Origin of the sequence: Paraburkholderia sp. HC6.4b (assembly GCF_014200875.1) — a bacterium.
Taxonomy (GTDB): domain Bacteria; phylum Pseudomonadota; class Gammaproteobacteria; order Burkholderiales; family Burkholderiaceae; genus Paraburkholderia; species Paraburkholderia tuberum.
Window position 1 is genome coordinate 1 of record NZ_JACHDC010000013.1, and the last position, 21,494, is coordinate 21,494.

Here is a 21,494-nt window from a genome sequence, read left to right on the forward strand (position 1 = left end):
CAGGCGTATGTGGCTCGGCACACTTCGGTGCGCAACCCACGATACCCGAGACGGGCCCCTGCGGTCTTCACTCAGCAGCGACCATTATGTCTAGTGCGGCAACGCTCAACGCGACGCAGCTATCTCTGGCGGCAGCGAACCTCACCAACCACGGCGGCACGCTGACGCAGACCGGCACCGGGCCGACAACCGTCAATGTATCCGGTACGTTCGACAACACGCACGGATCGCTGGCGACGAATAGTTCCAGCCTCACGCTCGCGCCCGCTGCGCTCATCAACGACGGCGGCAGAATTACGGATTCCGGGACCGGCACCCTGTCCATTGCCACCGGTTCGCTGTCGAACAACGCGGGCACCATCGCCACGAATGGCTCGCTGGATGTCCACGGGGGCGTGGTATCGAACCGGGGCGGGACGCTGGCGGGGCAATCGTCCGCGACGTTTCAGGTGGCCTCGCTCGATAACAGCGCAGGCGGCTATGTCGGCGCACGCGACGTATCGATAACCGGCACGGGCGCGCTGAACAATGCGGGCGGCACGGTGCAGGCCAACGACGTGCTCGACGTGTCAGCGCAGAGCGTCGCGAACGACGGCGGCACGATTGCGAACGGCGGCACCGGAGCCACGACGGTAAGCGCCAGCGGCGCACTCACGAACACCGGCAACGGACTGATCGGCGGCAACGGTGACGTGTCCGTCGCGGGAGGCAGCGTCAACAATGCGGGCGGTACGGTCACCGCATCCGGGGCGACAACCGTGCAGTCCGGCAGCACGCTCGACAATTCAGCGGGTCTGATCCAGGGCAACGGCAGCGTATCGGCCTCGGCATCGGGCGCGCTCGTCAATACCGGTGGCCAGATCGAATCGGACGGCGCGGGTACAACATTGCAGGTGTCGGGCGCATCGCTCGACAATACGGATGGCCGGATTGCCAATATCGGCACGGGCTCGACGACCGTCAACGCGGCAACCATCACGAACTCGAACGCGGGCGGCGTTGCAGGCGCGGGCACCATCGGCGGCAACGGCGACGTGACGCTGGCCGCACAGACGCTGTCCAACACTCAGGGCGCACAGGTCGTATCGGGTCAGGACCTGACGCTGAATGTCGTGCAGTCGGTCGATAACAGCGGCGGCACGCTTTCCGGCGCGAATAACCTCACGCTCGATCAGGCGGGTGCGACGGTCGTGAACCAGAATGGTTCGATCCACGCCAACGGTGCGCTCGGGCTGAACGTCGCGACGCTCGATAACACCTCGGGCAGGATCGGCAACGATGCCGGTAGCAGCGGCAGCGTTGCCATTACCGCAGGCACGCTCACGAACCAGGGCGGTGCAATCGGCAGCGACCAGGACCTGAGCGTCACGACGAACCAGCTGACCGGTGACGGCCGCATCGTGGCGGGCCGTGACGGCGCAGTAACCATCAATGGCGACTACACGCTCGACACCGCCAACCTGATCCAGGCGAATCACGATCTGAGCTTCACGACGGCAGGCGGCTTCACGAACCAGGGGACCCTCGGCGCGGTCAACGCGCTGACGGTTAATGCGGCGAACGTGGACAACCAGGCGGGCGCGGACCTCAATTCGGCCAGCACCACCGTCAACGCGGCGAACGCGATCACCAATGAAGGCCGCATCGAGGGCGACACCGTTACGACGAATAGCGCCACTCTGACCAACACCGCCACCCTCATCGGCAATACCGTCACGGCGAACGCCAGCCAGTCCATTGTGAACACCGGCCCCGCTGCCATCATGGCCGCCGCTTCGCAACTGAACCTGTACTCGCCCGGCGATATCTCGAACACGGGCGGCGCGAACCTGTTCAGCCTGGGCGATATCAACATCGCCGCCGACGCGACGCGCGACGGTAACGGTCTGCTCGCGAACCGTAGTAATTCAGTCACCAACGACCAGTCCACCATCGAGGCGCAGGGCAATATCGAAGTCGCGACGCAGACGCTGACGAACTCGCGGCCCGCGCCCACGGTTGAGACAGTGACAACCGATGTTGAGACTGAACACCAGACCAAGCGCGGCAAGTACATCATCTGTCCGACCGGTGGTCCGATTCCGGCCTGTTCCAATCCTACCTGGAGCGATGGCTACAGGAATCCGCTCGACGCAACGTTCAGCGCCTCGCAGATCGTGTCGCAGACCTCGGGGCCGAATGCGACCGACAACGTGCTGGTCGTCAACGTCAACGGCCAGCAGCAGACGATCTGGTACAACACACTGACGAAGAACGCTGACGGTTCGGTCACCGTCAACTACTGGGACGACTACGACCCGAACATCAACTACCTGCCGTCGACCGAATACCCGACGTTCAGCGGTGGACATAATGGTTATCAGGTCGTCGAAGTCGCGAGAGACACGACGACCACCACGCAGCAGGACCAGGTAACCGGTCCGCAGGCCCAGCAGGCGCAACTGCTGGCGGGCGGCAACCTGACGCTGGCGAACGTCGGTACGCTCAACAACAGCTATAGTGCGATCGCAGCGGGCGGCTCGATCCAGATCGGCGCCAGCCAGCAGGACGGCGAGATTGCCAACGGCAGCGGCAATTACGGCGGCACGCTGGTGAACAATACCGGACAGACGCTGTACCAGTATCAGCGTCAGGACATCGTTTCCACCTATGCGTGGAACGTGGACACCAGCCAGGACCGGCAGACGGTGACGGAGCCGTCAATCGTACTGACGCCTGTGGCGATCGGTGGCACGGGCGGCACGATCATCGCGAATAACGCGGTCCAGATCAGCGGCACCGACATCAACAATACGAATGTTGCAGCGACGAATTCGGCCACGGGCGCGACGGGCGGCACGCTCGGCGCGAATCAGGCGCTGACGGGCCAGCAGGTCAAGGCCCCGCAGACGGTCGCGAGCAGCACCGGCGCGCTGAACGTCACGTTGCCAAAGAGTGGTCTTTACACGTATCAGACCGCGCCCGGCGCGTCGTATCTGGTGGTGACCGACCCTCGCCTGACCAGCTACACCAGCTTCATTTCCAGCGACTACATGCTCGGCAAGTTGGGGCTGAATCCGCAGAGCGTCGAGAAGCGCCTGGGCGACGGCATGTATGAGGAACAGCTTGTCCGCGACCAGATCACCCAACTGACGGGCCGCGTGTACCTCCAGGGCTATACGAACAATCTGGACGAGTATCAGGCGCTGATGACGAACGGCGTGAACGTCGCGCAGCAGTTCGGGCTTGAGCCCGGTATCGCGTTGACGGCCGCGCAGATGGATGCACTGACCAGCGATATCGTGTGGCTGGTCAGTCAGACCGTCACGCTGCCCGATGGCAGCACGCAGCAGGTCCTCGCGCCCGTTGTCTATCTCGCGCAGACCCATGCGAACGACCTGCAACCGACCGGCGCGCTGATTTCCGCCGATGACGTCGAGATTCATGCGACCGGCAGCGCCACGAACAGCGGCGTGATCAAAGGCGGTACGCAGACGGTCGTCAGCGCCACCGATATCCTGAACCGTGGCGGCACCATCGGCAGCAGCGGGACGAACGGCACCACGGTCGTGGCCGCGACGAACGATGTGGTCAATGCGTCCGGGACGATCAGCGGCAACCGCGTTGCGGTGCTGGCGGGCAACAACATCATCAATACGACGCTGGTCGACACGGTGGGCGTCAGCAACGCGGCCAGCGACAGCAGGATGAACACCACCCTGCTTGGCGCACAGGGCACGATTGCCTCGACCGGCGACATGGTGATTGCAGCGGGCAATGACCTGACCATGCACGGCGCGAATATCACCGCAGGCGGTGACGCGCAGATCACGGCAGGACATGACATCACGGTTGACGCGGTGCAGTCCACAACGTCGCAGTCGGGGATGCAGAACGCGCAGCACCATTGGGAGGCCAGCAGCACGGTCAACGAGACGGGTGCAATCACGGCAGGCGGCAGTCTTGCGATGCAGAGCGGCAACGACACGACGCTCAGGGGCGCGACCGTTGCCGCGGGCGCCGACATGGCGGTGGTGGCGGGCGGCAACCTGACGGCTACCACGGTGACGGACACCGCCACTTTCAACAACGTTGCAACGGACGGCCCCTCCCGCAAGGAGGTTGACCATACGTACGACGAGCGGTCGGTCGGCGCGACCTTTACCGCAGGCGGCAATGCGACGCTTGGCGCAGTCAGCACGGACGCCAGCAAGGGCAATGTGACGCTGACCGGCTCGACGCTCACGGCGGGCGTAACGAACGGCATGGAAAACGGCACAGGTGCGGCGACCATCGCGGCCACCGGTAACGTGACGCTCAATGAGGCCCGCGAAGAACACGACAGCTATCAGGCGGTCCAGTCGAAGCGCGGCAGTATCGTCAGCGGTTCGACTACCGACACGATGCAGGCCACGCAGGCCAATATCGGCGTCGCGAGCACCGTGTCGGGCGATGCCGTGACGGTGCAGGCGGGGCGTGACCTGACCATTCAGGGTAGCAACGTGGTCGGGACAAACGATGTGAAGCTTGGCGCGGCCGGCAATGTCAACATCACGGCATCGCAGGACACGCAGCAATCGCAGAGCGACTATAGCAAGCGGGAATACGGTTTCCTGTCGGGCCTGAATCCGCTGAACCAGCTTGACGGCGGCTTGCAGGGCTACACCATTGGCACGCGCACCACCACCGATGCCCAGCAGGCGACGCAGGTCGCGAACAATGGCAGTATGATCGGCTCGCTGAACGGCAATCTCACCGTCACGTCCGGCAATGACCTGCAAGTGACGGGCAGTACGCTGCACGCAGGCAACGACCTGAATCTCGCGGGCAAGACCGTGACGATCGATGCCGCGCAGGATACCGCGACGCAGAACGAGCAGCAGTCATTTAAACAGACGGCGATATCTGCGGGCGTGAGCAACCCGGTCATTGCGGCGGTGCAGACCGCGAACCAGATGCGCAAGGATGTGAAGCAGACGAACGGCGACGCGCGGCTCGATGCCCTCGCCGCTGCGACGACCGGGCTTGCAGCGAAGAACGCCTATGACGCCGTCATGAGCGATCCGACAGCGGTCGGCGGCGTGGGTATCAATGTGTCGCTCGGCACCAGCCACAGCAACAGCAACTCGGCGGCATCTTCCACTACGGCGGTGGGCAGCACCATATCGGCAGGACACAACCTGAATATCGCGGCCGCTGGTGCAGGAGCCGATAGCAACATTAGTGTCACCGGCAGCAACCTCACCGCAGGCAATAACGCGCCGCTCAATGCCGAAGGCGCCATCAACCTTCAGGCCGCACAGAACACCGATAGCCAGCAGAGTACGAACAGCGGATCGAGCGCGAGTATTGGCGTGACGTTCGGCGTCGGCAAATCGAACGGCATCTCGTTCCAGGCAGGTGTCTCGGGTACGAAGGGCAACGGTAACGGCAGCGATACGACGTGGACCAACACACACGTCAACGCGGGCAACACGCTCACGCTGCAATCGGGTGGCGATACGAACCTGAAGGGCGCGGTGGCTGACGGCCAGCAGGTGATTGCCAATGTGGGCGGGAACCTGAATATCGAGAGCCTTCAGGACACCAGCACCTACGATTCGAAGCAGCAGAGCGGCGGAGTGTCGGTGAGCGTGTGCGTGCCGCCGCTCTGCTACGGCGCATCGAGCGTGGCCGGCAACATCAGCCAGCAGAAGATGAACAGCGACTATGCGAGCGTGACTGAACAGTCGGGCATCAGCGCAGGCGACGGCGGTTTCCAGATCGATGTGAAGGGCAATACGGATCTCAAGGGTGCCGTGATTGCCAGCAGCGATGCGGCCGTTCAGAGCGGCGCCAATAGCCTGACGACGGCGACGCTCACGCACAGCGACATCGAGAACACGGCCGAATACAGTGCGCAGTCGGTTGGCATCAGCGGAGGCTATGGCGGCGACATCGGCAAGAGCCAGGCCGGCAAGGCGGATAACACCAATCCGGTGCCCGGCACAACGTTGCCGAAGAGTGGCGGTCTTTCGATGGCGCCCCCGATTGTCATGAGCGCGTCGGGTGACGCGAGCGGGACGACGAAAAGCGCGATCAGTGGCGGCACCATCACGGTCACCGATGGCGCGAAACAGCAGCAGCTGACCGGGCAAACGGCTGAGGAAGCGGTTGCGGGGATCAGCCGGGATACGTCGGATACGCTGGGGTCGGTCGCGCCGATCTTCGACAAGGAGAAGATCGAGGCTGGCTTCGATATCACCAGCCAGTTCATCAATCAGGTTGGCACGTTCGTGAACAACCGGGCGAAGGAAGCGGATGCCGCGAAGGCAGCGGCCAACGATCCTAACCTGACGCCGGAACAGCGCGCGGCGGCGCAGCAGCAGGCCGACCAGCTCACCGCCGAATGGGGGCCGGGCGGCAACTACCGGCAGGTGCTGACCGCGCTGACGGTGGCGGCGGGCGGCAACGTGACGGGCAGCGCAGGCCAGTTCGCGCAGAGCGCGACGATTGCATATATCCAGCAACTCGGCGCGGCTGAAGTCAAGCAGATCGCGGACAGCCTGGACAGTGACACGGCACGCGCGGCGCTGCATGCGATCGTGGGATGTGCAGGTGCGGCGGCCAGCAGCCAGAGCTGCGGCGCGGGTGCGTTGGGCGCGTCGGCGAGTTCGGTGATTGGTAGTCTGCTGGCACCGACAGACGGAATGTCGGCGGAAGATCGCCAGGCGCGGGAGAATCTGGTGACGAGCCTGGTGGCGGGCATCGCCACGGCGTCCGGTGTGAACGCTGCGACGGCGACCGGCGCGGGACAGATCGAAGGGGAGAACAACCAGTTTTCCGTTGCGGTACCTGCGGCGAGTTCGGCATTGCCGGGGTGGCTGGTGGAACTTGGCAAGCTGCCTGGCTTCAAGGGGGAAACGGCCAGCAAGGGCGATGGTGTGATCGCCGACCCCGCCACCGAGCTTGATCCGACGATCAAGGCGGGTACGCCCACGACGACGCCTTCGGGATCGGGCGTGATCGACGACATTTTCAAAACCCCGCCAGTTGTAGATGTGGCTAAGGGGCTGGTTGACTATGTTATTACGTCGGTCAGCGGTGACAAGGCAACCGGGGGAGCGCCGCCTAATTTGACGCCGGACGGTGCGGGGCGTAGCGGGGCTTTCAACGAAGCAAAGCGCGCCGCTGGCATCCCTGTTAGCCAACAACCGAGTGCTGTTTATCCAAACACGGATAGGCGTGGGGACCCGCAGCCGGGCTATCAGTACGAGTTTACTGTCCCGGCGCCCGGTGGCGGAACACAGACGGTTATCATTCGCGACGATGCTGCTGGTCACTATTATGGTGACAACGACTTACAAAATCGAGGCCCTCACTTCAACGACCCTGCAGGGAATCACTATGACTATTGAGACTACGGTCCTTTCGAGCGCAGATGCATTTTCAGATGACAAGGTCGTTCGACTTCAGCGTACAGCATTCCCGGACAATCTTTCTCTCTCAGCCACCGAATGGACGGTGCAGAGACACCACGCGTCAAGCTCGTTTCTGGAGGTCCTGAACTTCGTATTCGCGCAGATCCTAGAGCGGTTGAAAGGCTATGAAATATGGTTGCTCACTGGAGACACAGCTTGGCAACCAGATACGAGGATTGTGCGCTACCGGAAGCGGTTTAATGCACTCAAGGTACAGGGCATCGATTTCGAAGCGATACCAGAGCGCTACGAATCAATGGTCGAACATGACGGGAAACTAAAGTTTTTTGGTGCTGTTCGACTGGAAGCGTCCGTAATCCATCTTGTGCCACTGACAACGACGCCACGGTCATGTACCTACATCGTCGCACTGCCGAATCCCAGTGACTTTCGGTTTCCGCTTTCACTCGGATGGTCAGGCCAATTGAACGAAGACAGCCGACTAGTTGCTAGCATCGTAGATCACGGCGGTATCGTATTCCAGCGAGTGGGTTTTTTCGATGATCCTCAAGTTGGACTTGTAGCCGTGGGGAGTCCCCCGATACTGGCGCGCATTGCGGCGTGACATTTAATGAATTTCGACGTGAATGAAAGCAGACCCTTGATTCACAAAAAACTGTGAGCTGCTGCTGAGTAGCAATGTTGTCAGCATCGACGAATAAAAATTTCTGAAACAACAATGAAGATTAGAAAGAGGCTGGTGGCTTTGCCGCTCACAGCTTTGGCATCGCTCGCCTTCGCGCAACAAACCCCGACGCCCACACCAGAGGACAAGGCAGCGGCGGCACGCGCCAGCGCAGAACAGAACCAGCAGGTCGAGCAGCAACGCAATGCGCAGGAACGTGATGCGACTGTCAACGCGCCATCCGTGCGTTCGACGGTTGAGCGTGCCTCTGGCTGGCCTGATCTGCCGGCTGAAACGCCGTGCTTCCGCATTGACTCGTTCGTGCTCGACGTGCCTGCCACGTTACCTGATGCCGTGCGCAAACAGGGTGCATCCGCGTTGCCGCTCGCCCGCTTCGCGTTCGCACGCGAATGGCTCGACCATTACCGGGGGCAATGCATCGGCAAGGCAGGACTCGACACGCTCACGAAAGGATTGCAGCAGGCTATTCTCGGTCGCGGCTACATCACCACACGCGTACTGCTGCCTGAGCAGGACCTGTCAAGCGGCGTGCTGAAGTTCGCACTGGTGCCGGGTGTCGTGCGGACGATCCGCTTTGCCGATCCCGCCACGCGCGGCACATGGAAAACCGCCTTCCCGGCCCGCGAGGGTGACATGCTGAACCTGCGTGACCTCGAACAGGGACTCGAACAGATGAAGCGCGTCAGCAGTCAGGACGTGGACATGAAAATCGAGCCTACCGACGTACCGGGCGAAAGCGATGTGGTCGTGACGGTAAAGCGCGCGAAGCCCTGGACGGTAGTCGCCTCGGTGGACAACTCAGGCACGCGGGCGACCGGCAAGCTGCAAGGCAACCTGAGCCTTGGCATCGACAATCCGCTCGGGCTGAACGACATTTTCAACGTCGGTGTGAGTCAGGACCTCCAATTCGGTGACAAAGGTCTCGGTTCGCACGGCTGGAACGGCTTCTATTCGGTTCCGTGGGGCTACTGGACCGGCACGCTATCGGCCTATACGAACACGTACTACCAGCAGATTGCGGGCGCCAACCAGACGTTCGTGTCGAGCGGCAACTCGCAGACCGTCGATTTCAAACTTCAGCGGGTATTGATGCGCAGCCAGAACAACGTACTTGGCGCGCAGTTCCGCCTGACGAAGCGCTTCGGTGAAAGCTTCATTGAAGACACCGACATCCCGCAGCAGCGGCGCAACAACACGTTCATCGAGGCCAGCCTTACCGATCGCCACTACTTCGGCAGCTCGCAGTTCGACGGCAGCCTCGGGTACCGTCAGGGTGTGGGCGGACTCGGGGCGACACCAGACTTCTACGAGAATGGCCCGACTTACCGCTTCCGCATGGCCATCCTCGACGCGAACCTGTCAATGCCGTTCAGGATAGCAAGCCAGCCATTGCGTTACGTGACGAGCGTGCATGGGCAGTTCACGAACAACACGCTGAACTACATCGATGACCTGACCATCGGCAGCCGCTACACGGTGCGCGGCTTCGACGGCGAAACGATGCTCGCGGCCGAACGCGGTTTCTTCTGGCGCAACGACTTGCAGCTACCGGTTGGATCGACCGGACAGTCACTTTACGCAGGCATCGACTACGGGCACGTATTCGGACCGAACGCTGCATATCTCGCCGGTACACAGCTGGCAGGTGCGGTGATCGGTGTGCGCGGTAGTGCATCAGCAAAGGCTGGCGCGCTCGCCTATGACCTGTTCGCCGGGACGCCGATCTACAAGCCGTCAGATTTTCCCACTGCGCGCGTGACGCTCGGTTTCCAGTTGACCGCTCAATTCTGAAATTCACCCCGCCGACGCTATCCGGGTTTTCGGCGTTTCAACAAAGAGGAAAACAAAATGAAGTTATCGAAAACGAATGGGCTTGGAGCCGTTGCTGTTGCCGTTGTGGTGGCGCTGGGCGGATGTGCAACCGAGTCGTCGCGCTCGCTGCCGGTGCCCCCCGTCGCCAGTGCGCAGAAGCCAGCAGTGGGCCAACCCATCGGCATTTCAGTCGGCAAGTTCGACAACCGGTCGAGCTATATGCGCGGCATCTTCTCGGACGGCGTTGACCGTCTCGGTGGTCAGTCCAAAACCATCCTGATTACGGCGCTCCAGCAGACTGGGCGCTTCAATGTGCTCGATCGCGACAACCTCGACGAAATCCGCCAGGAAGCAGGCTTCCTCAAAAAAGCACAATCGATCAAGGGGGCGCGCTTCGTCATCACCGGGGACGTAACGGAGTTCGGTCGCAAGGAGGTTGGCGACCGGCAGCTATTTGGCATCCTCGGCCGTGGCAAGAGTCAGGTGGCCTACGCAAAGGTCAGCCTGAACGTCGTCGACACGACGACATCGGAAGTCGTGGCGTCGAGCCAGGGAGCGGGCGAGTTCAGCCTTTCGAACCGTGAAGTCATCGGCTTTGGCGGAACCGCCGGCTACGACTCGACACTGAACGGCAAGGTGCTCGATCTGGCGATCCAGGAGGCCGTCAATCACCTGGTCGAGCAGGTCGATGCAGGCACGCTCAAGGCCGCACAGTAAGTGCGCCGGGCCATTGCGTCCATCCACTTTCAACCGTAGCTGCAATAAACATAATGACGCGATTCACGATGAAACATAGCCGCATGATGCGGGGAATCTGTCTGCCAGTAATGGCGACAGCCATGCTCCTCACGGGATGCGCGGCGAACCGCCCCCAGCCGCTTTACCAGTGGACCGGCTACCAGCCAGCCGTGTACGACTATCTCAAGGGAGAAAAGGCTCCGCAGGAGCAGATCGATGCGCTGGAAAAGGCCCTCCAGGACATCAGCGGCAAGGGGCACATGCCGCCCCCGGGATTTCATGCGCAACTGGGCATGCTGTACGCGAGTGTCGGGAACGACACCCAGGCCATGCAGGAGTTCGAGTCCGAGAAGCAGCTGTTTCCGGAGTCCTCGACCTACATGGACTTCCTGATGAAGAAACCGAAACAGCCCTGAGCGAGCCGCCATGTCCAAGATCCTTTCCTTCAAACTCTGGTTTGCGCTATCGACTGTTGCACTGCTGTCCGCGTGTGCGCAACCCGTCAAGCATGCCGATTACACCGCTTTCAGGAACAGCCGGCCGCACTCAATCCTCGTTCTACCGCCCGAAAACGACACGACCGACGTGCAGGCGACGAACAGCATGCTTTCGCAGATGACGATGCCACTCGCCGAATCGGGTTACTACGTGGTGCCAGTGGCGGTGATGGATGAGACATTCCGCCAGAACGGCCTGACCGTCCCGGCCGATATTCAGGCAACCTCCCCCGCGAAGCTTCGGGAGATCTTCGGTGCTGACGCCGCGCTGTATTCGAAGATCACACAGTACGGCTCCGTGTACCACATCGTCGACAGTGCAACAGTAGTAACGGCGTCCGCCAGGCTGGTCGATCTCAAGACCGGTGACGTGCTATGGCAGGGTAGTGCGAGCGCCAACAGCAATGAGGGCAACAACAATGCTGGCGGTGGCCTGATCGGCATGCTGGTCATGGCAGCGATCAAGCAGGTTGCGAATTCGCTGACGGACAGGGGGCACGATATTGCCGGAGTGACGAGCTATCGGCTTCTGCATGCCGGGCCGCCGAACGGGCTGCTTTACGGGCCACGGTCACCTCAATACGGCACTGATTGAACAATCCTCGATCAGCAGGGACTGGCTGTGGCGGCAGATGGCTCGTACGGTACTGGGTTGTCGACGGCACCGCATTTGTATTCCTGACGCAAAAGCTGCCGGTCTCTATGCAGGATCTCTTCAATCGAGGGCTTTATGGTGCGTGTGGCTTTCTTGAGCGATCTTTCTCTGGAAGGCCATCTTGCTCTGGCAGTCTTTCGATCCGGGCACGGGACGGCAGAGACGATGGTGAGTCTGCTGCGGATGCTCTATATGACGTACTTCATGCTCGGAACCGCTTGCCCGGAAGCAGACGTCGCGCTTTTTCGCGAAGCGGGGACCGTGCTGGACAGCAGCATCTCCGCTGCCGCACAGGGGCATTGCTGGCAGGTGTCGACGGAACATACCGTCACTGTCGGACAGGTCGCGTCGCGTTACGACGAGGTGCTTGGCAGTGTGCCGAAATATCGTTATATCGAATCGTGCGACCGGCTGTGCCGGTTTGTCCATTCGGCTGCGACATCGCCGTTGCCAGGTAGTCAGTCGCTGCGTAGAAAATAGGACTTGGTCAGACAGACGACGTCAGATCGTCGGTCTCAGTGCGGCCATCAACCGTCATTCGTTCGCGTCGTTACTCGGACATTCACACGTCCGTTCCACCCAGGAAGCAGCCACGATTCGCGATATTGAGCGCTGCATGATCGGGGCGCTCCCTCAAGCGTCGAGTCCTTCGCTTTGCTCGTCTCCGCCCGGAAACTTCAGTTGACGCACCTTGTGATAGAGCGTCTTTTTCGGCATTCCCAGTTCAGCGCTGGCCTCGGCGATATTCCCGTTGTGCCGCCGCAGCATATCCGCGATCAGCATATGTTCGAAATGGGCAAGTTGCTCCGCAAGCGTTCCGGTTTTAATCCGCTGCCCGCCGGCCGGCAGCAGGCGGTCGCCATCGAGCCCAAGGACAAAGCGATCCGCGACGTTCTGTAATTCCCGCACATTGCCCGGCCACTGATGCGTCATTAGCTCCGAGACCTGGGATGCAGACACAATCGGAGCCGACAGCCCAAAACGAAGTGCGGCAGCGAGTACGAAGTGCTCGAATAGCAGCGGTATGTCTTCTCGACGTTCGCGCAGAGGGGGTAAATCGATCAGCGCGACGTTCAACCGATACAGCAGGTCAGCGCGGAAACGTCCGTCTGTCGCAAGTTCGACGAGATCTGCCTTCGATGCCGCCACGATCCGGCAATCGACAGCTATCGCCTCGTTCGAGCCCAGTCGCTCAATCTGGCGTTCCTGCAATACCCGCAGCATCTTGATCTGCAATGCGATCGGCATGGTTTCGATCTCGTCCAGAAAGAGCGTGCCGCCGGTGGCCCATTCGATCTTGCCGATGCGGTTCTTGATTGCACCCGTGAACGCACCGGCCTCATGACCGAATAGCTCACTCTCGAATAGCTGCTCCGGTAAGCCGCCACAGTTGAGCGCAACGAAATGATGATCGCGGCGCCCACTGAAATCGTGCAGTCCACGGGCGATCAGTTCCTTGCCCGTGCCCGTTTCGCCGGTAATCAGCACCGACACTGAGGTATCCGCCAGCCGCAGGATTTTCCGTCGAACCTCGACGATCGCGGGTGACTTGCCGAGCACAAGCGCCTCTATTCCCTGCCAGTTGTGCAATGCCGCGCGCAAACCCTGCACTTCGAGCGTTAGACGGCGCTTCTCGACTGCGCGTGTCACACGACTCACGATGTGGTCCGACGAAAAAGGCTTCTCGATGAAATCATAGGCGCCCGTTCGCATCGCCCCCACCGCTGTCGCGATGTCCGCGTGCCCGCTGATCAGTACAACAGGGATCTGTGGATCGATCGCAAGGACACGTTCGAGCAATTTCAGACCGTCGATGCCCGGCATCCGTACATCGGACACGATCACCACCGGTGCACCCGGTGCGACCTCCGCCAGCGCCGCGGCCGCCGACTCATACGCCCGCACTGGAAAGCCAGCCAAAGCAACCGCCTGCTCGACGCCGAGACGCACGTTCTCATCGTCTTCGACCACAACAACGCTGATCTCATCGCCCATTGGCTGCCTCCTGCTCCGTCGCCACGGAGAATTCAATCGTGAATTGTGCGCCGCCGTTGGGTCGGTTTGCAGCGGAGATTCGCGCCCCAAAGCCGTCCACAAGACGCGAGGTAATCGCGAGCCCGAGACCCAGGCCGCGGCCTCGCGGCTTCGTCGTCACGAATGGTTCGAATAGATGCGCCAGAACCTCCGGCGCGATGCCCGCGCCACTGTCGCTGACGGTGAACCGCACACGGCTCGGCCGTTCGGTTCTGGAAGCTTCGATGGCGATCACGCGCTTATCCTGATCCGCGACGGCATCCAGCGCATTGCCGAGCAGGTTGACGATCACCTGCTGCAGCTGGCTCGGCTCTGCGCATATCGTCGTGCCGGCCGGGATCAGGACATCGAGTTGCACCTGCTCATCGCGAATCCGTGCTTCGTAGATCAGCACCGCATGCGCGACCGCTTCATTCAGTGACACCGCGACACGTTCGAATTCAGGCTTGCGGGCGAAGGTCTTAAGTTCGCTTGTGAGTATCGCCATGCTGTCGACGAGCCGCGAAATTCGCTCGAGGTTTCCGATGGCAGGCGCAGGCTGATTGCGTTCGAAAAACGTCCGTGCATTGTCGCAGAGCGTTTTGATGGCAACGAGCGGCTGGTTCAGTTCATGCGTCAGACCGGCCGCCATTTGTCCGAGCACCGCGAGCTTGCCCGCATGCACGACCTCTTGCTGGGAATCCCGCAGTAGCTGCTCGGTGCGTGTGCGCTCGACAATCTCCTCCCGCATCCTTTCATTGGCCTGCGTCAGTGCCGCCGTGCGCTCGCGAACCGTGATCTCCAGCCGATCATTGGCGCTGCGCAGCGCGTCCTGTGCCCTGAGTTTTTCCGCTATGGCGCGGCGGCGCTGGATCGCGTAGAGGCAATACAGTCCGATGATGAGGAAGCCCCCCGTGACGAACGCAAGCGCGATTTGTTGCTGGCGCCGCGCGCTGGACACGTCGAGCAGAATCATGATCGAATCGCCGGCCTGGGGCGCGGTTCGCGACATTGCCAGGTATCGCCGCTCGTGGCCTGGGCGACTCCAGTCGGGAAAGCGTGCAAACCACGCCGAAGTGTCCCAGTCACCGAGACGCCGGTATGGCAGCGCTTCTACGCTACGGCCGGCATATTGCCGCGATGCCTGGATCTGGCGTTGCTGCTGTGCCGTTATCGGTCTAAGCGACGTGAACTTCCACGCCGGAACCGTGGAAATGACAATCACGCCGTTACTATCGATCACCATCGCCGCGACGCCCGGCACTCTCCACGCGGATTCAAGCGCGTCTACGCTGACCTTGACGGCCGTGGCCCCGATCGGCCCGCCATCCTCTCGCACCGCGCTCGCGAAATAGAGGCCAGGCATGCCGGTGTTCGTGCCGATACCGAAGAACCGGCCCGATCCATGTGCGAGCGCGTCCTGGAAATACGGCCGATAAGACACGTTGGTGCCGACGAAGCTTTCTGGCCGATTCCAGTTGCTCGCGGCGATGACCAGACCGTGCTGGTCGATCACGTCTACGGCAACGCTGCCGGCGTCGCGATTCACTGCGTCAAGATAGGTATTGACCGTCTGTAGAAGTCCGGCCGGTGGGTGGGGCATCGCACTCAACAACGCGCGCACGCTTTCCTGCCTGGCGACGATCGAAGGCATCATCTCGTAGCGTCCGAACTCGCTCCCGAGGCTGGCAGCATACAGGTCGAGCCGGTGTGCGCCGATCTCCACAAGCGCACCGATCGAACGGTCCCACGCAAACTCGACCGCGGCGGCAGCCACACCGACGTAAAGCGCGGCGGCGGCCATCCATCCCCACAACGGAATACCGCTTATTTTCATGCCCAAGGTCGCCCCGCGGCGCTCAATTGCAGAATGACTGCCGATCCCGACGTGGGGAACGGCGTCCCGACGCTTGCCAATAGCAACTCATCATCCCATGCGCGCTAGAACGATCAGCGTGACCGTGACGACAATCGCCCCGCCAATGCGGGTGGCAATCTGCGCAAACGGCATCAGTTGCATGCGGTTGGCCGCCGTGAGGATGGCGACGTCGCCGGTCCCGCCCTGCCCACTGTGACAGGCGTTCACGATCGCTGTGTCGATAGGGTACATCTTCAACATGCGCCCGACCAGGAAGCCGGTCCCCATCAGTGTGGCCACCGTCGCGACGATCGTGACGATGTTCGCCAGCGTGAACGCAGCCATCAGTTTGTCCCACGGCGTCATCGCCACGCCGATCGCGAACAGCAGCGGATAGGTCACGGCCGTCGAGAAAAACTTATATACGACGAACGCGCCTTCCTGTAATGGCGGCGATACCGCCCGCGCGAGCTTGACCAGCACCGCGAGAAACAGCATGGCCACCGGCGCGGGCAGCCCGAACATGTTGCGACACATCAGCCCCAGCAGGTACAGCGTAATGGCAGTGATTCCAGCCGCCGCGATGTGGGAGACGTCGACGTGCCCGCGAATTTCTTCCTCCACCGGGTTCATCTGGTCCACCTCGCCGGCTTGCAAACGCCCCTGACCCGTGAGATGCGGAAAGCGTTTGCCGACCATATCGAGCGCGCCCGCGAAGATGATCGCGGTGAGACTGCCAAGCATCACGGGCGGCAGCACCAGGGCGAACAATTCGCCCTGCGGCAGATGAAGGATTTCTGAATAGCCGATCGACAAAGGTATCGCGCCTTCGCCGATGCCGCCCGCCATGATGGGTACCACGACATAGAACAACGTATGGCGCGCGCCGAGCCCGAGTGCCGTGCCGACCAGCGTCCCGACGATGCCCGCCGCGACCGAGCCGAGCCCGAGCGGAACGAAGATCTTGATGAAGCCTTGAATCAGCACACGCCGGTCCATGCTCAGAATGCTGCCCACGATGATCGACGCAATAAACAGGTACAGGAAGTTGGTCGATTTCGTGAAATCCGTGGTAAGCGTGAGGATTGGCTTGGGCAATAGGTGGTAGTAGGTCAGCGCGGAAGGTATAAAGGTCGCAAAGATCGCGGCCGCGCCGATATTGCGCACGATCGGCAGGCGCTTGCCGATCTCCGCGCAGGTGAAACCGAAGAAGGCCAATACGGCGATCGCCATTGATATCTCGCCGGGCACCTTTCCGGTGATCGCGAAACCCGCGATCAGCGCGAGCAGGATAACGTAGACCGGCAGCGGAATAATGCCGATCCGGTATTCCATCAGTTTCCACCAGCCCTCAGGCCAGAATCGGGGCTTGATTTCGGGTTGCGGCGCCGGCACCGGTACCGGCTGTGATGTGTGTGGAGTGACTGGCACGACGTGTCTCCTCGGCGTTTGAAGCCCGGTGCTGCATTCCGATAAATCAGTCGAATGCGGCCCGGTCTTCGGACTGATCAGTCGATCGTAATACAGCTTTTGGCTCTCACGCGACGAATCGCACGTTTGCCTGAGGTGTGCGAGTGTCCAGGTTGCGACCGCGATTCAAGTGGTCGTCAACCTCCGCAGCGCAGCCGATCATCCGGCCATACAGGAACACGGTAAAGGCCGCGGTCTCCAGCGCCTGACTGGAGAACTCGCCAGCCCGATGGCGCGCCCACAGCATCTTCAGCAACACCGAGGCAATCACTGCATCCACGTTGACCGCGAACACGTTGCGCGTCACGTTTTCGTCGTACAACGCCTGCACCAGCGCACGGTAGTAGTCGTGGAAGACGTTGTACTCGCCCCGAGCCTCGAAGCGTTGACGCACGAACGCCTCACGGGGATCGACGTTGATGGGCTTGCCCTTGAACACCGGATGGTTGATGCAGGGCAGTGCCGTGGCTTGCTGTGCGCCGACCTCCTTGCGTTGTGTCCGCTCCTCGCCATATGCACGTGCGAATCCGGCAGCCATCGCTTTCAGGTCGAGACCGTGCGCCGGATCACCGGGATCGGTCATCGCGACCTCCTTGAAACGCTCAAGCAGGAACGCCACCCCCTCGAAGCCATTGCCGCCATGCGCGTAGCCCGCGTGGGTGAGAAAGCCGACCATCGCTTTGTTGAGTTGGACTCGTTCCGGCGTTTCGGGACCGTCCGCCGATACCGCGCCCTTCGCGCCCTGCGCGGAAATCGCGCCCGGTCCGTTCGTGAGCAGCAGGCCCACGAGTGTCTGAAATCCAAACAGCTCAGCTTCATCCGGCTTGCCCCCAATCAACGCAGCGCACGCAACATCGGTCAGCGAGCGCTGTCCTAGCACCTCGTCCATCGCGATACCGCAGAAGCGTCCCGCTTCATGTTGTCCGGCGTCGACCGACGCGCCGATCAGCGTTCCGAACAGGCGCATCCACCATGGCAGGTTTTCGACGGTCATCCGCGATACGCGTTTGCGCATCAACGGCCCCCACGCGAGCGTCGTGGTGATTGCAGCCAGCACGGCATCGGCGCTCGGGTGTCCGTCGAGGCCCTGTAAATAGCGGATGAACGCGGACTTCGCCTCTCTATCCGTCAGGCCAGCGAGCATCGCCTGGGCCTTTTCGTCAGGCACCTCACACGTGAGCAAGGCTCGCGTCTCGGCATCGTCGGACTGCCGCAACGACAACTCGAGCCCCTCGTCGAGCGCGTCCCGCAAGGCAGCCGTGGTGCCGAGTTCGACCAACGCTCGCGCGGCCCGGCGCGCGCCGTCGGCGCGACCCGGGCCGACAATGCTCGCCGCCGCCGCGAGTACGCTGTTTGGCGCATTGCCCGCGTCACGAGCGGCCTGCGCCGCCGCGAGCGTCGTATCGCCATGCAGGTTGAGTTCGGCACCGACCGCAACACTGACGAGTTTCGCGTCGTTTGTGCCCCCCGGTTCGTGCAACAGCGCGAGGCAAAGGTTGCCCTCGAGCGAATACTGCGCGGCCTGTAGCACCGGCACGCCGTGCAGACTTGTCACCTGCGTGTCCGGGTCCATCTGCGATGCGCCCGAAGCGTCCTTCATATTCTGGCGGGGCAACACGATGCCGACCTGTTGGTTTAGCGCGGCGATCTGTGCGTCATACGGCGGCAACGCTGTGACAACCGGCAGGTCGAGCTCGGGCGGCAATGCAATTCCTATTGACGAGCGAAACCATGGCTTGAGCGCGAGACTGCCTTCTGGCGCGAAGTCGGGCCGCGCGCCGTTTTCATGCATCACCGCCGTCAGAGCCGCCGGAATGTGGGCGATATTGGTTACGAGCGCGCCTTTTGCGCTGCACACCGGATCGTCCGGTGTGAACGGTCGATCGACGCCAAACTTCTCCATGAACCAGCGCTCTTTTGATGCAGCGTCGTCGTTGCCGCCGGCCAATGCTCCCGCATGGCCGACCGCGCGCGTCAGTTTCTGCTTCCAGCGGCCGACCACGCAGGCGACCACCGGCTTGCTGAAATTCGCTTCGAGTTCGTAGTATCCGCCCGGCTCCGAGTACAGCACGGCCGCCTTGCTGCGCGCGTCATTGGCGAGCGCGAACGCGAACTCCGGCGCCGCGAAATGGATATAAACGTCCTTCCCACTCGACATCAGCGTAGTCGTTCCCCAGCCGGCCATTCGCAGGTATGTCGCGATCGTTGTCGTGAAGTTTCCCGAGTTTGAGAAGATCGCGATCGAGCCTTTCCTGAGTGCCTCGTCAGGGTTATCGCCGCCGAGTGCGCCGCCGATGCGCACGCGGTTCCACGCATCGGCAATACCGAGGCTATTGCCGCCGAAGATGTCAATGCCGTTTTGCTGTCCCATCGCACGTATTTCGCGCGAATCGTGCACGGACAATTTCTCCGTGACGATGAAGATCTTCTTCAGTTCTGGATTAACGCGAATCAGTTCGGCCACACCGTCGCGCGCGGCGGATGGCGGCAAATAGATCACGCCGCAGTTGAAATGATGGCCGTCCTGCAGCCCTTCCAGCACGCTGTTGTACACGGGGATATTGCCAAGCGAAGTCTCCAGCACCTGTCCGCGGCGTCCGGGCGACGTGCCGAAAACGACGTTACCTCCCGAATACGCGTGGCCCACCGGCGTGACTTGCCGCGACTCGCCCCCGAGTATGTTCAGCACGCACACGCGGTCCTCGCGGCAGGCAGCCTGCGCGAGCGAACTGATGCCGACGTAGTATTTGAAATCTCCTGCACCTTGCCTGTACATGGTCTTCCTCCAGATTGATTTATGCTCGAGTCATGACGGCTCAGGCTTGGGCGGGCGCGCCTTGCGCACTGTTGAGCGTCGCGGTGACCAGCTCGCGGCCGCCTGCTTTCATCCACGCGTCCGCCGCCTTCGCGTACTGGATGACTTCGCTGATATCCGAATCGAACCCAAAAATGCTGTAGGGCAGGCCGAGCGCATCGCAGGTGTCACGCATTGCGCCCATGCCGCGTACAAGATTAGGGCCGCCGCGCCCGATCACCACGTAAAGCGGCGTCGGTCCGTTCTTGCTGAAATGCTCGCGCAACGCATCGGCCATTGCGCGCAGCGTCTCGAAGATATCGGTGTTGTTAGACTTCCCGCCGATGATGAACAGCACGTTGGTCTGTTTCAGCCAGTGCTTGAAACAGATGCGAGCCACTTCCTTCATCTTTTCGTAGGGAGGATTCCCACCGAAGTCCGAGGAAATGATCGCGTCGTCGCCCAGAATCTCCGACACCAGCGAGTTGGCCCCGCCGCCAAAAGTCGGCGCGAGGATCGTGCCGCCTTCGTTGATCACGTAGACGTCGCTTTGACCCTGGTAGGTCCGCAACTGGTTGATCTCTGATTCGAAATCGGAATAGTCGACCGAGAACACGTGCGCGGGTATGTCGAGCCGCTGCCAGCGAACGTCGTCGCGATCAAAGCCGCATTTGAAATCGCATGCGACTGGCGTCAGCCGGCCATCGCGACCGGGCTGCATGCGAATCGGGTTCAGCTCGAGCGTCGTCATACCGAAGTTGTGATAGAGCTCCCACAGTTTCGGCAGGTGTTGCACCAGCGGCGAGATGATTTCCTTAGGCGCGTTCAGGCGCGACAGCGCGTTCGCGACGACGAACGCCTTCAGTCCGGTGAGCGGATCGAACGGCACGTGCACGATCATGCTCGGATCAAGTTCTTCGATGTCGACGCCGCCGTGATGCGTGAGTGTCATCGTGGGCGCCCTGAAGCGCGTCGAATCAGTGATCGAGAAATACACTTCGTGCTGCGCCGGCACTGCGCCTTCGAAGGTCACGCCATTAGCCTTGGCGGTCTGATTTCCATGCCGATGTTCGGTGAAATACAGGCGCTCCTTCTCCTTCAGTGCGGTTTTCAGGTCGCTCGCTCGCCCGATGAGTCCCGCCTTGCCCTTTTTGCCTATCCCACCCTTGAACATCGGCTTCACGAATACCGAGCCATGACGATCGATCAGGGCTTTGATCTGCTCTTCGCTTGCGTCAGGGCCGAGAACTTCGGCAGTGGGAAAACCACCGAATTTCAACAGTCTTGAGCCGTACAACATACCAGTGACTTGCATATCGTCTCCTTGTGGGTTGCTTTCTGAATGGACTGCGGGGTGGCATCGTCGGGCGTGCCGGATACAGTGACGAACAATCGACGGACGCATCTGTCGCGCCGTCCGCGGGAGGCAGTCGGTGACCAGGGCAGAGTGGGAAAAGTCGAGTTGCGGCTTAGTAGCGCCGCGCGCGTGAGCGCGGGGGGATAAATCGAATCATGGATGTCGTCTCCGCAGGTGAGTCCTATGTGGACTGCTTTAATGGCGTTGAATGCTCT

At 61.5% G+C, this 21,494-nt stretch carries 12 protein-coding genes and 1 pseudogene; 8 read left to right on the forward strand and 5 right to left on the reverse strand.

Annotated elements, in window-relative coordinates:
• The 8 genes and pseudogenes from HDG34_RS19965 to HDG34_RS19995 form a co-directional block, all read left to right on the forward strand.
• Positions 1-6,203: pseudogene (locus HDG34_RS19965) on the forward strand (hemagglutinin repeat-containing protein); the annotation flags it as partial.
• A 465-nt stretch (positions 6,204-6,668) separates the two neighbouring features.
• Positions 6,669-7,376, forward strand: coding sequence for an HNH/endonuclease VII fold putative polymorphic toxin (locus HDG34_RS40185; protein WP_409259471.1), 708 nt, complete (start codon positions 6,669-6,671; stop codon positions 7,374-7,376).
• Positions 7,366-8,004 carry a hypothetical protein gene (locus HDG34_RS19970; protein WP_184061840.1) on the forward strand — a complete coding sequence of 213 codons (639 nt, stop codon included), beginning with the start codon at positions 7,366-7,368 and terminating at the stop codon, positions 8,002-8,004. The genes HDG34_RS40185 and HDG34_RS19970 overlap by 11 nt, the downstream gene beginning before the upstream one ends.
• Before the next feature lie 114 nt (positions 8,005-8,118).
• Entirely contained in the window at positions 8,119-9,876 is a 1,758-nt protein-coding gene (locus HDG34_RS19975) for a ShlB/FhaC/HecB family hemolysin secretion/activation protein (protein ID WP_184061841.1), read from the forward strand.
• A gap of 57 nt (positions 9,877-9,933) precedes the next feature.
• Complete coding sequence (locus tag HDG34_RS19980) at positions 9,934-10,614, forward strand: CsgG/HfaB family protein (protein WP_184061842.1); 681 nt, start codon at positions 9,934-9,936, stop codon at positions 10,612-10,614.
• 83 nt (positions 10,615-10,697) lie between these two features.
• Entirely contained in the window at positions 10,698-11,051 is a 354-nt protein-coding gene (locus HDG34_RS19985) for a DUF4810 domain-containing protein (protein ID WP_184061995.1), read from the forward strand.
• 10 nt (positions 11,052-11,061) lie between these two features.
• A complete protein-coding gene (locus tag HDG34_RS19990) occupies positions 11,062-11,727 on the forward strand; it encodes a DUF799 domain-containing protein (RefSeq protein ID WP_184061843.1) in 666 nt (221 codons plus the stop codon).
• A 135-nt stretch (positions 11,728-11,862) separates the two neighbouring features.
• Entirely contained in the window at positions 11,863-12,267 is a 405-nt protein-coding gene (locus tag HDG34_RS19995; protein ID WP_260321252.1) for a hypothetical protein, read from the forward strand.
• A 153-nt stretch (positions 12,268-12,420) separates the two neighbouring features.
• Here HDG34_RS19995 and HDG34_RS20000 read toward each other — a convergent pair whose 3' ends face one another.
• The 5 genes from HDG34_RS20000 to HDG34_RS20020 form a co-directional block, all read right to left on the reverse strand.
• Complete coding sequence (locus HDG34_RS20000) at positions 12,421-13,782, reverse strand: sigma-54 dependent transcriptional regulator (RefSeq protein WP_184061845.1); 1,362 nt, start codon at positions 13,780-13,782, stop codon at positions 12,421-12,423.
• Entirely contained in the window at positions 13,772-15,637 is a 1,866-nt protein-coding gene (locus tag HDG34_RS20005) for an ATP-binding protein (protein ID WP_184061846.1), read from the reverse strand. Before HDG34_RS20005 ends, HDG34_RS20000 begins: the two co-directional genes overlap by 11 nt.
• A 90-nt stretch (positions 15,638-15,727) precedes the next feature.
• Positions 15,728-17,053: a 2-hydroxycarboxylate transporter family protein gene (locus tag HDG34_RS20010; protein WP_311734819.1), complete on the reverse strand. Its 1,326-nt coding sequence runs from the start codon at positions 17,051-17,053 to the stop codon at positions 15,728-15,730.
• A 142-nt stretch (positions 17,054-17,195) separates the two neighbouring features.
• Positions 17,196-19,904, reverse strand: a complete 2,709-nt coding sequence (locus tag HDG34_RS20015; protein ID WP_184061847.1) for a CoA-binding protein — start codon at positions 19,902-19,904, stop codon at positions 17,196-17,198.
• 40 nt (positions 19,905-19,944) lie between these two features.
• Positions 19,945-21,237, reverse strand: coding sequence for an ATP citrate lyase citrate-binding domain-containing protein (locus HDG34_RS20020; RefSeq protein ID WP_184061848.1), 1,293 nt, complete (start codon positions 21,235-21,237; stop codon positions 19,945-19,947).
• Between the last annotated feature and the right edge of the window lie 257 nt (positions 21,238-21,494).

Coding starts and splice junctions, on each gene's coding strand:
- HDG34_RS40185 (WP_409259471.1), top strand. CDS start 6,669: ATGTCGGCGGAAGATCGCCAGGCGCGGGAGAATCTGGTGACGAGCCTG.
- HDG34_RS19970 (WP_184061840.1), top strand. CDS start 7,366: ATGACTATTGAGACTACGGTCCTTTCGAGCGCAGATGCATTTTCAGAT.
- HDG34_RS19975 (WP_184061841.1), top strand. CDS start 8,119: ATGAAGATTAGAAAGAGGCTGGTGGCTTTGCCGCTCACAGCTTTGGCA.
- HDG34_RS19980 (WP_184061842.1), top strand. CDS start 9,934: ATGAAGTTATCGAAAACGAATGGGCTTGGAGCCGTTGCTGTTGCCGTT.
- HDG34_RS19985 (WP_184061995.1), top strand. CDS start 10,698: ATGATGCGGGGAATCTGTCTGCCAGTAATGGCGACAGCCATGCTCCTC.
- HDG34_RS19990 (WP_184061843.1), top strand. CDS start 11,062: ATGTCCAAGATCCTTTCCTTCAAACTCTGGTTTGCGCTATCGACTGTT.
- HDG34_RS19995 (WP_260321252.1), top strand. CDS start 11,863: ATGGTGCGTGTGGCTTTCTTGAGCGATCTTTCTCTGGAAGGCCATCTT.
- HDG34_RS20000 (WP_184061845.1), bottom strand. CDS start 13,782: ATGGGCGATGAGATCAGCGTTGTTGTGGTCGAAGACGATGAGAACGTG.
- HDG34_RS20005 (WP_184061846.1), bottom strand. CDS start 15,637: ATGAAAATAAGCGGTATTCCGTTGTGGGGATGGATGGCCGCCGCCGCG.
- HDG34_RS20015 (WP_184061847.1), bottom strand. CDS start 19,904: ATGTACAGGCAAGGTGCAGGAGATTTCAAATACTACGTCGGCATCAGT.
- HDG34_RS20020 (WP_184061848.1), bottom strand. CDS start 21,237: ATGCAAGTCACTGGTATGTTGTACGGCTCAAGACTGTTGAAATTCGGT.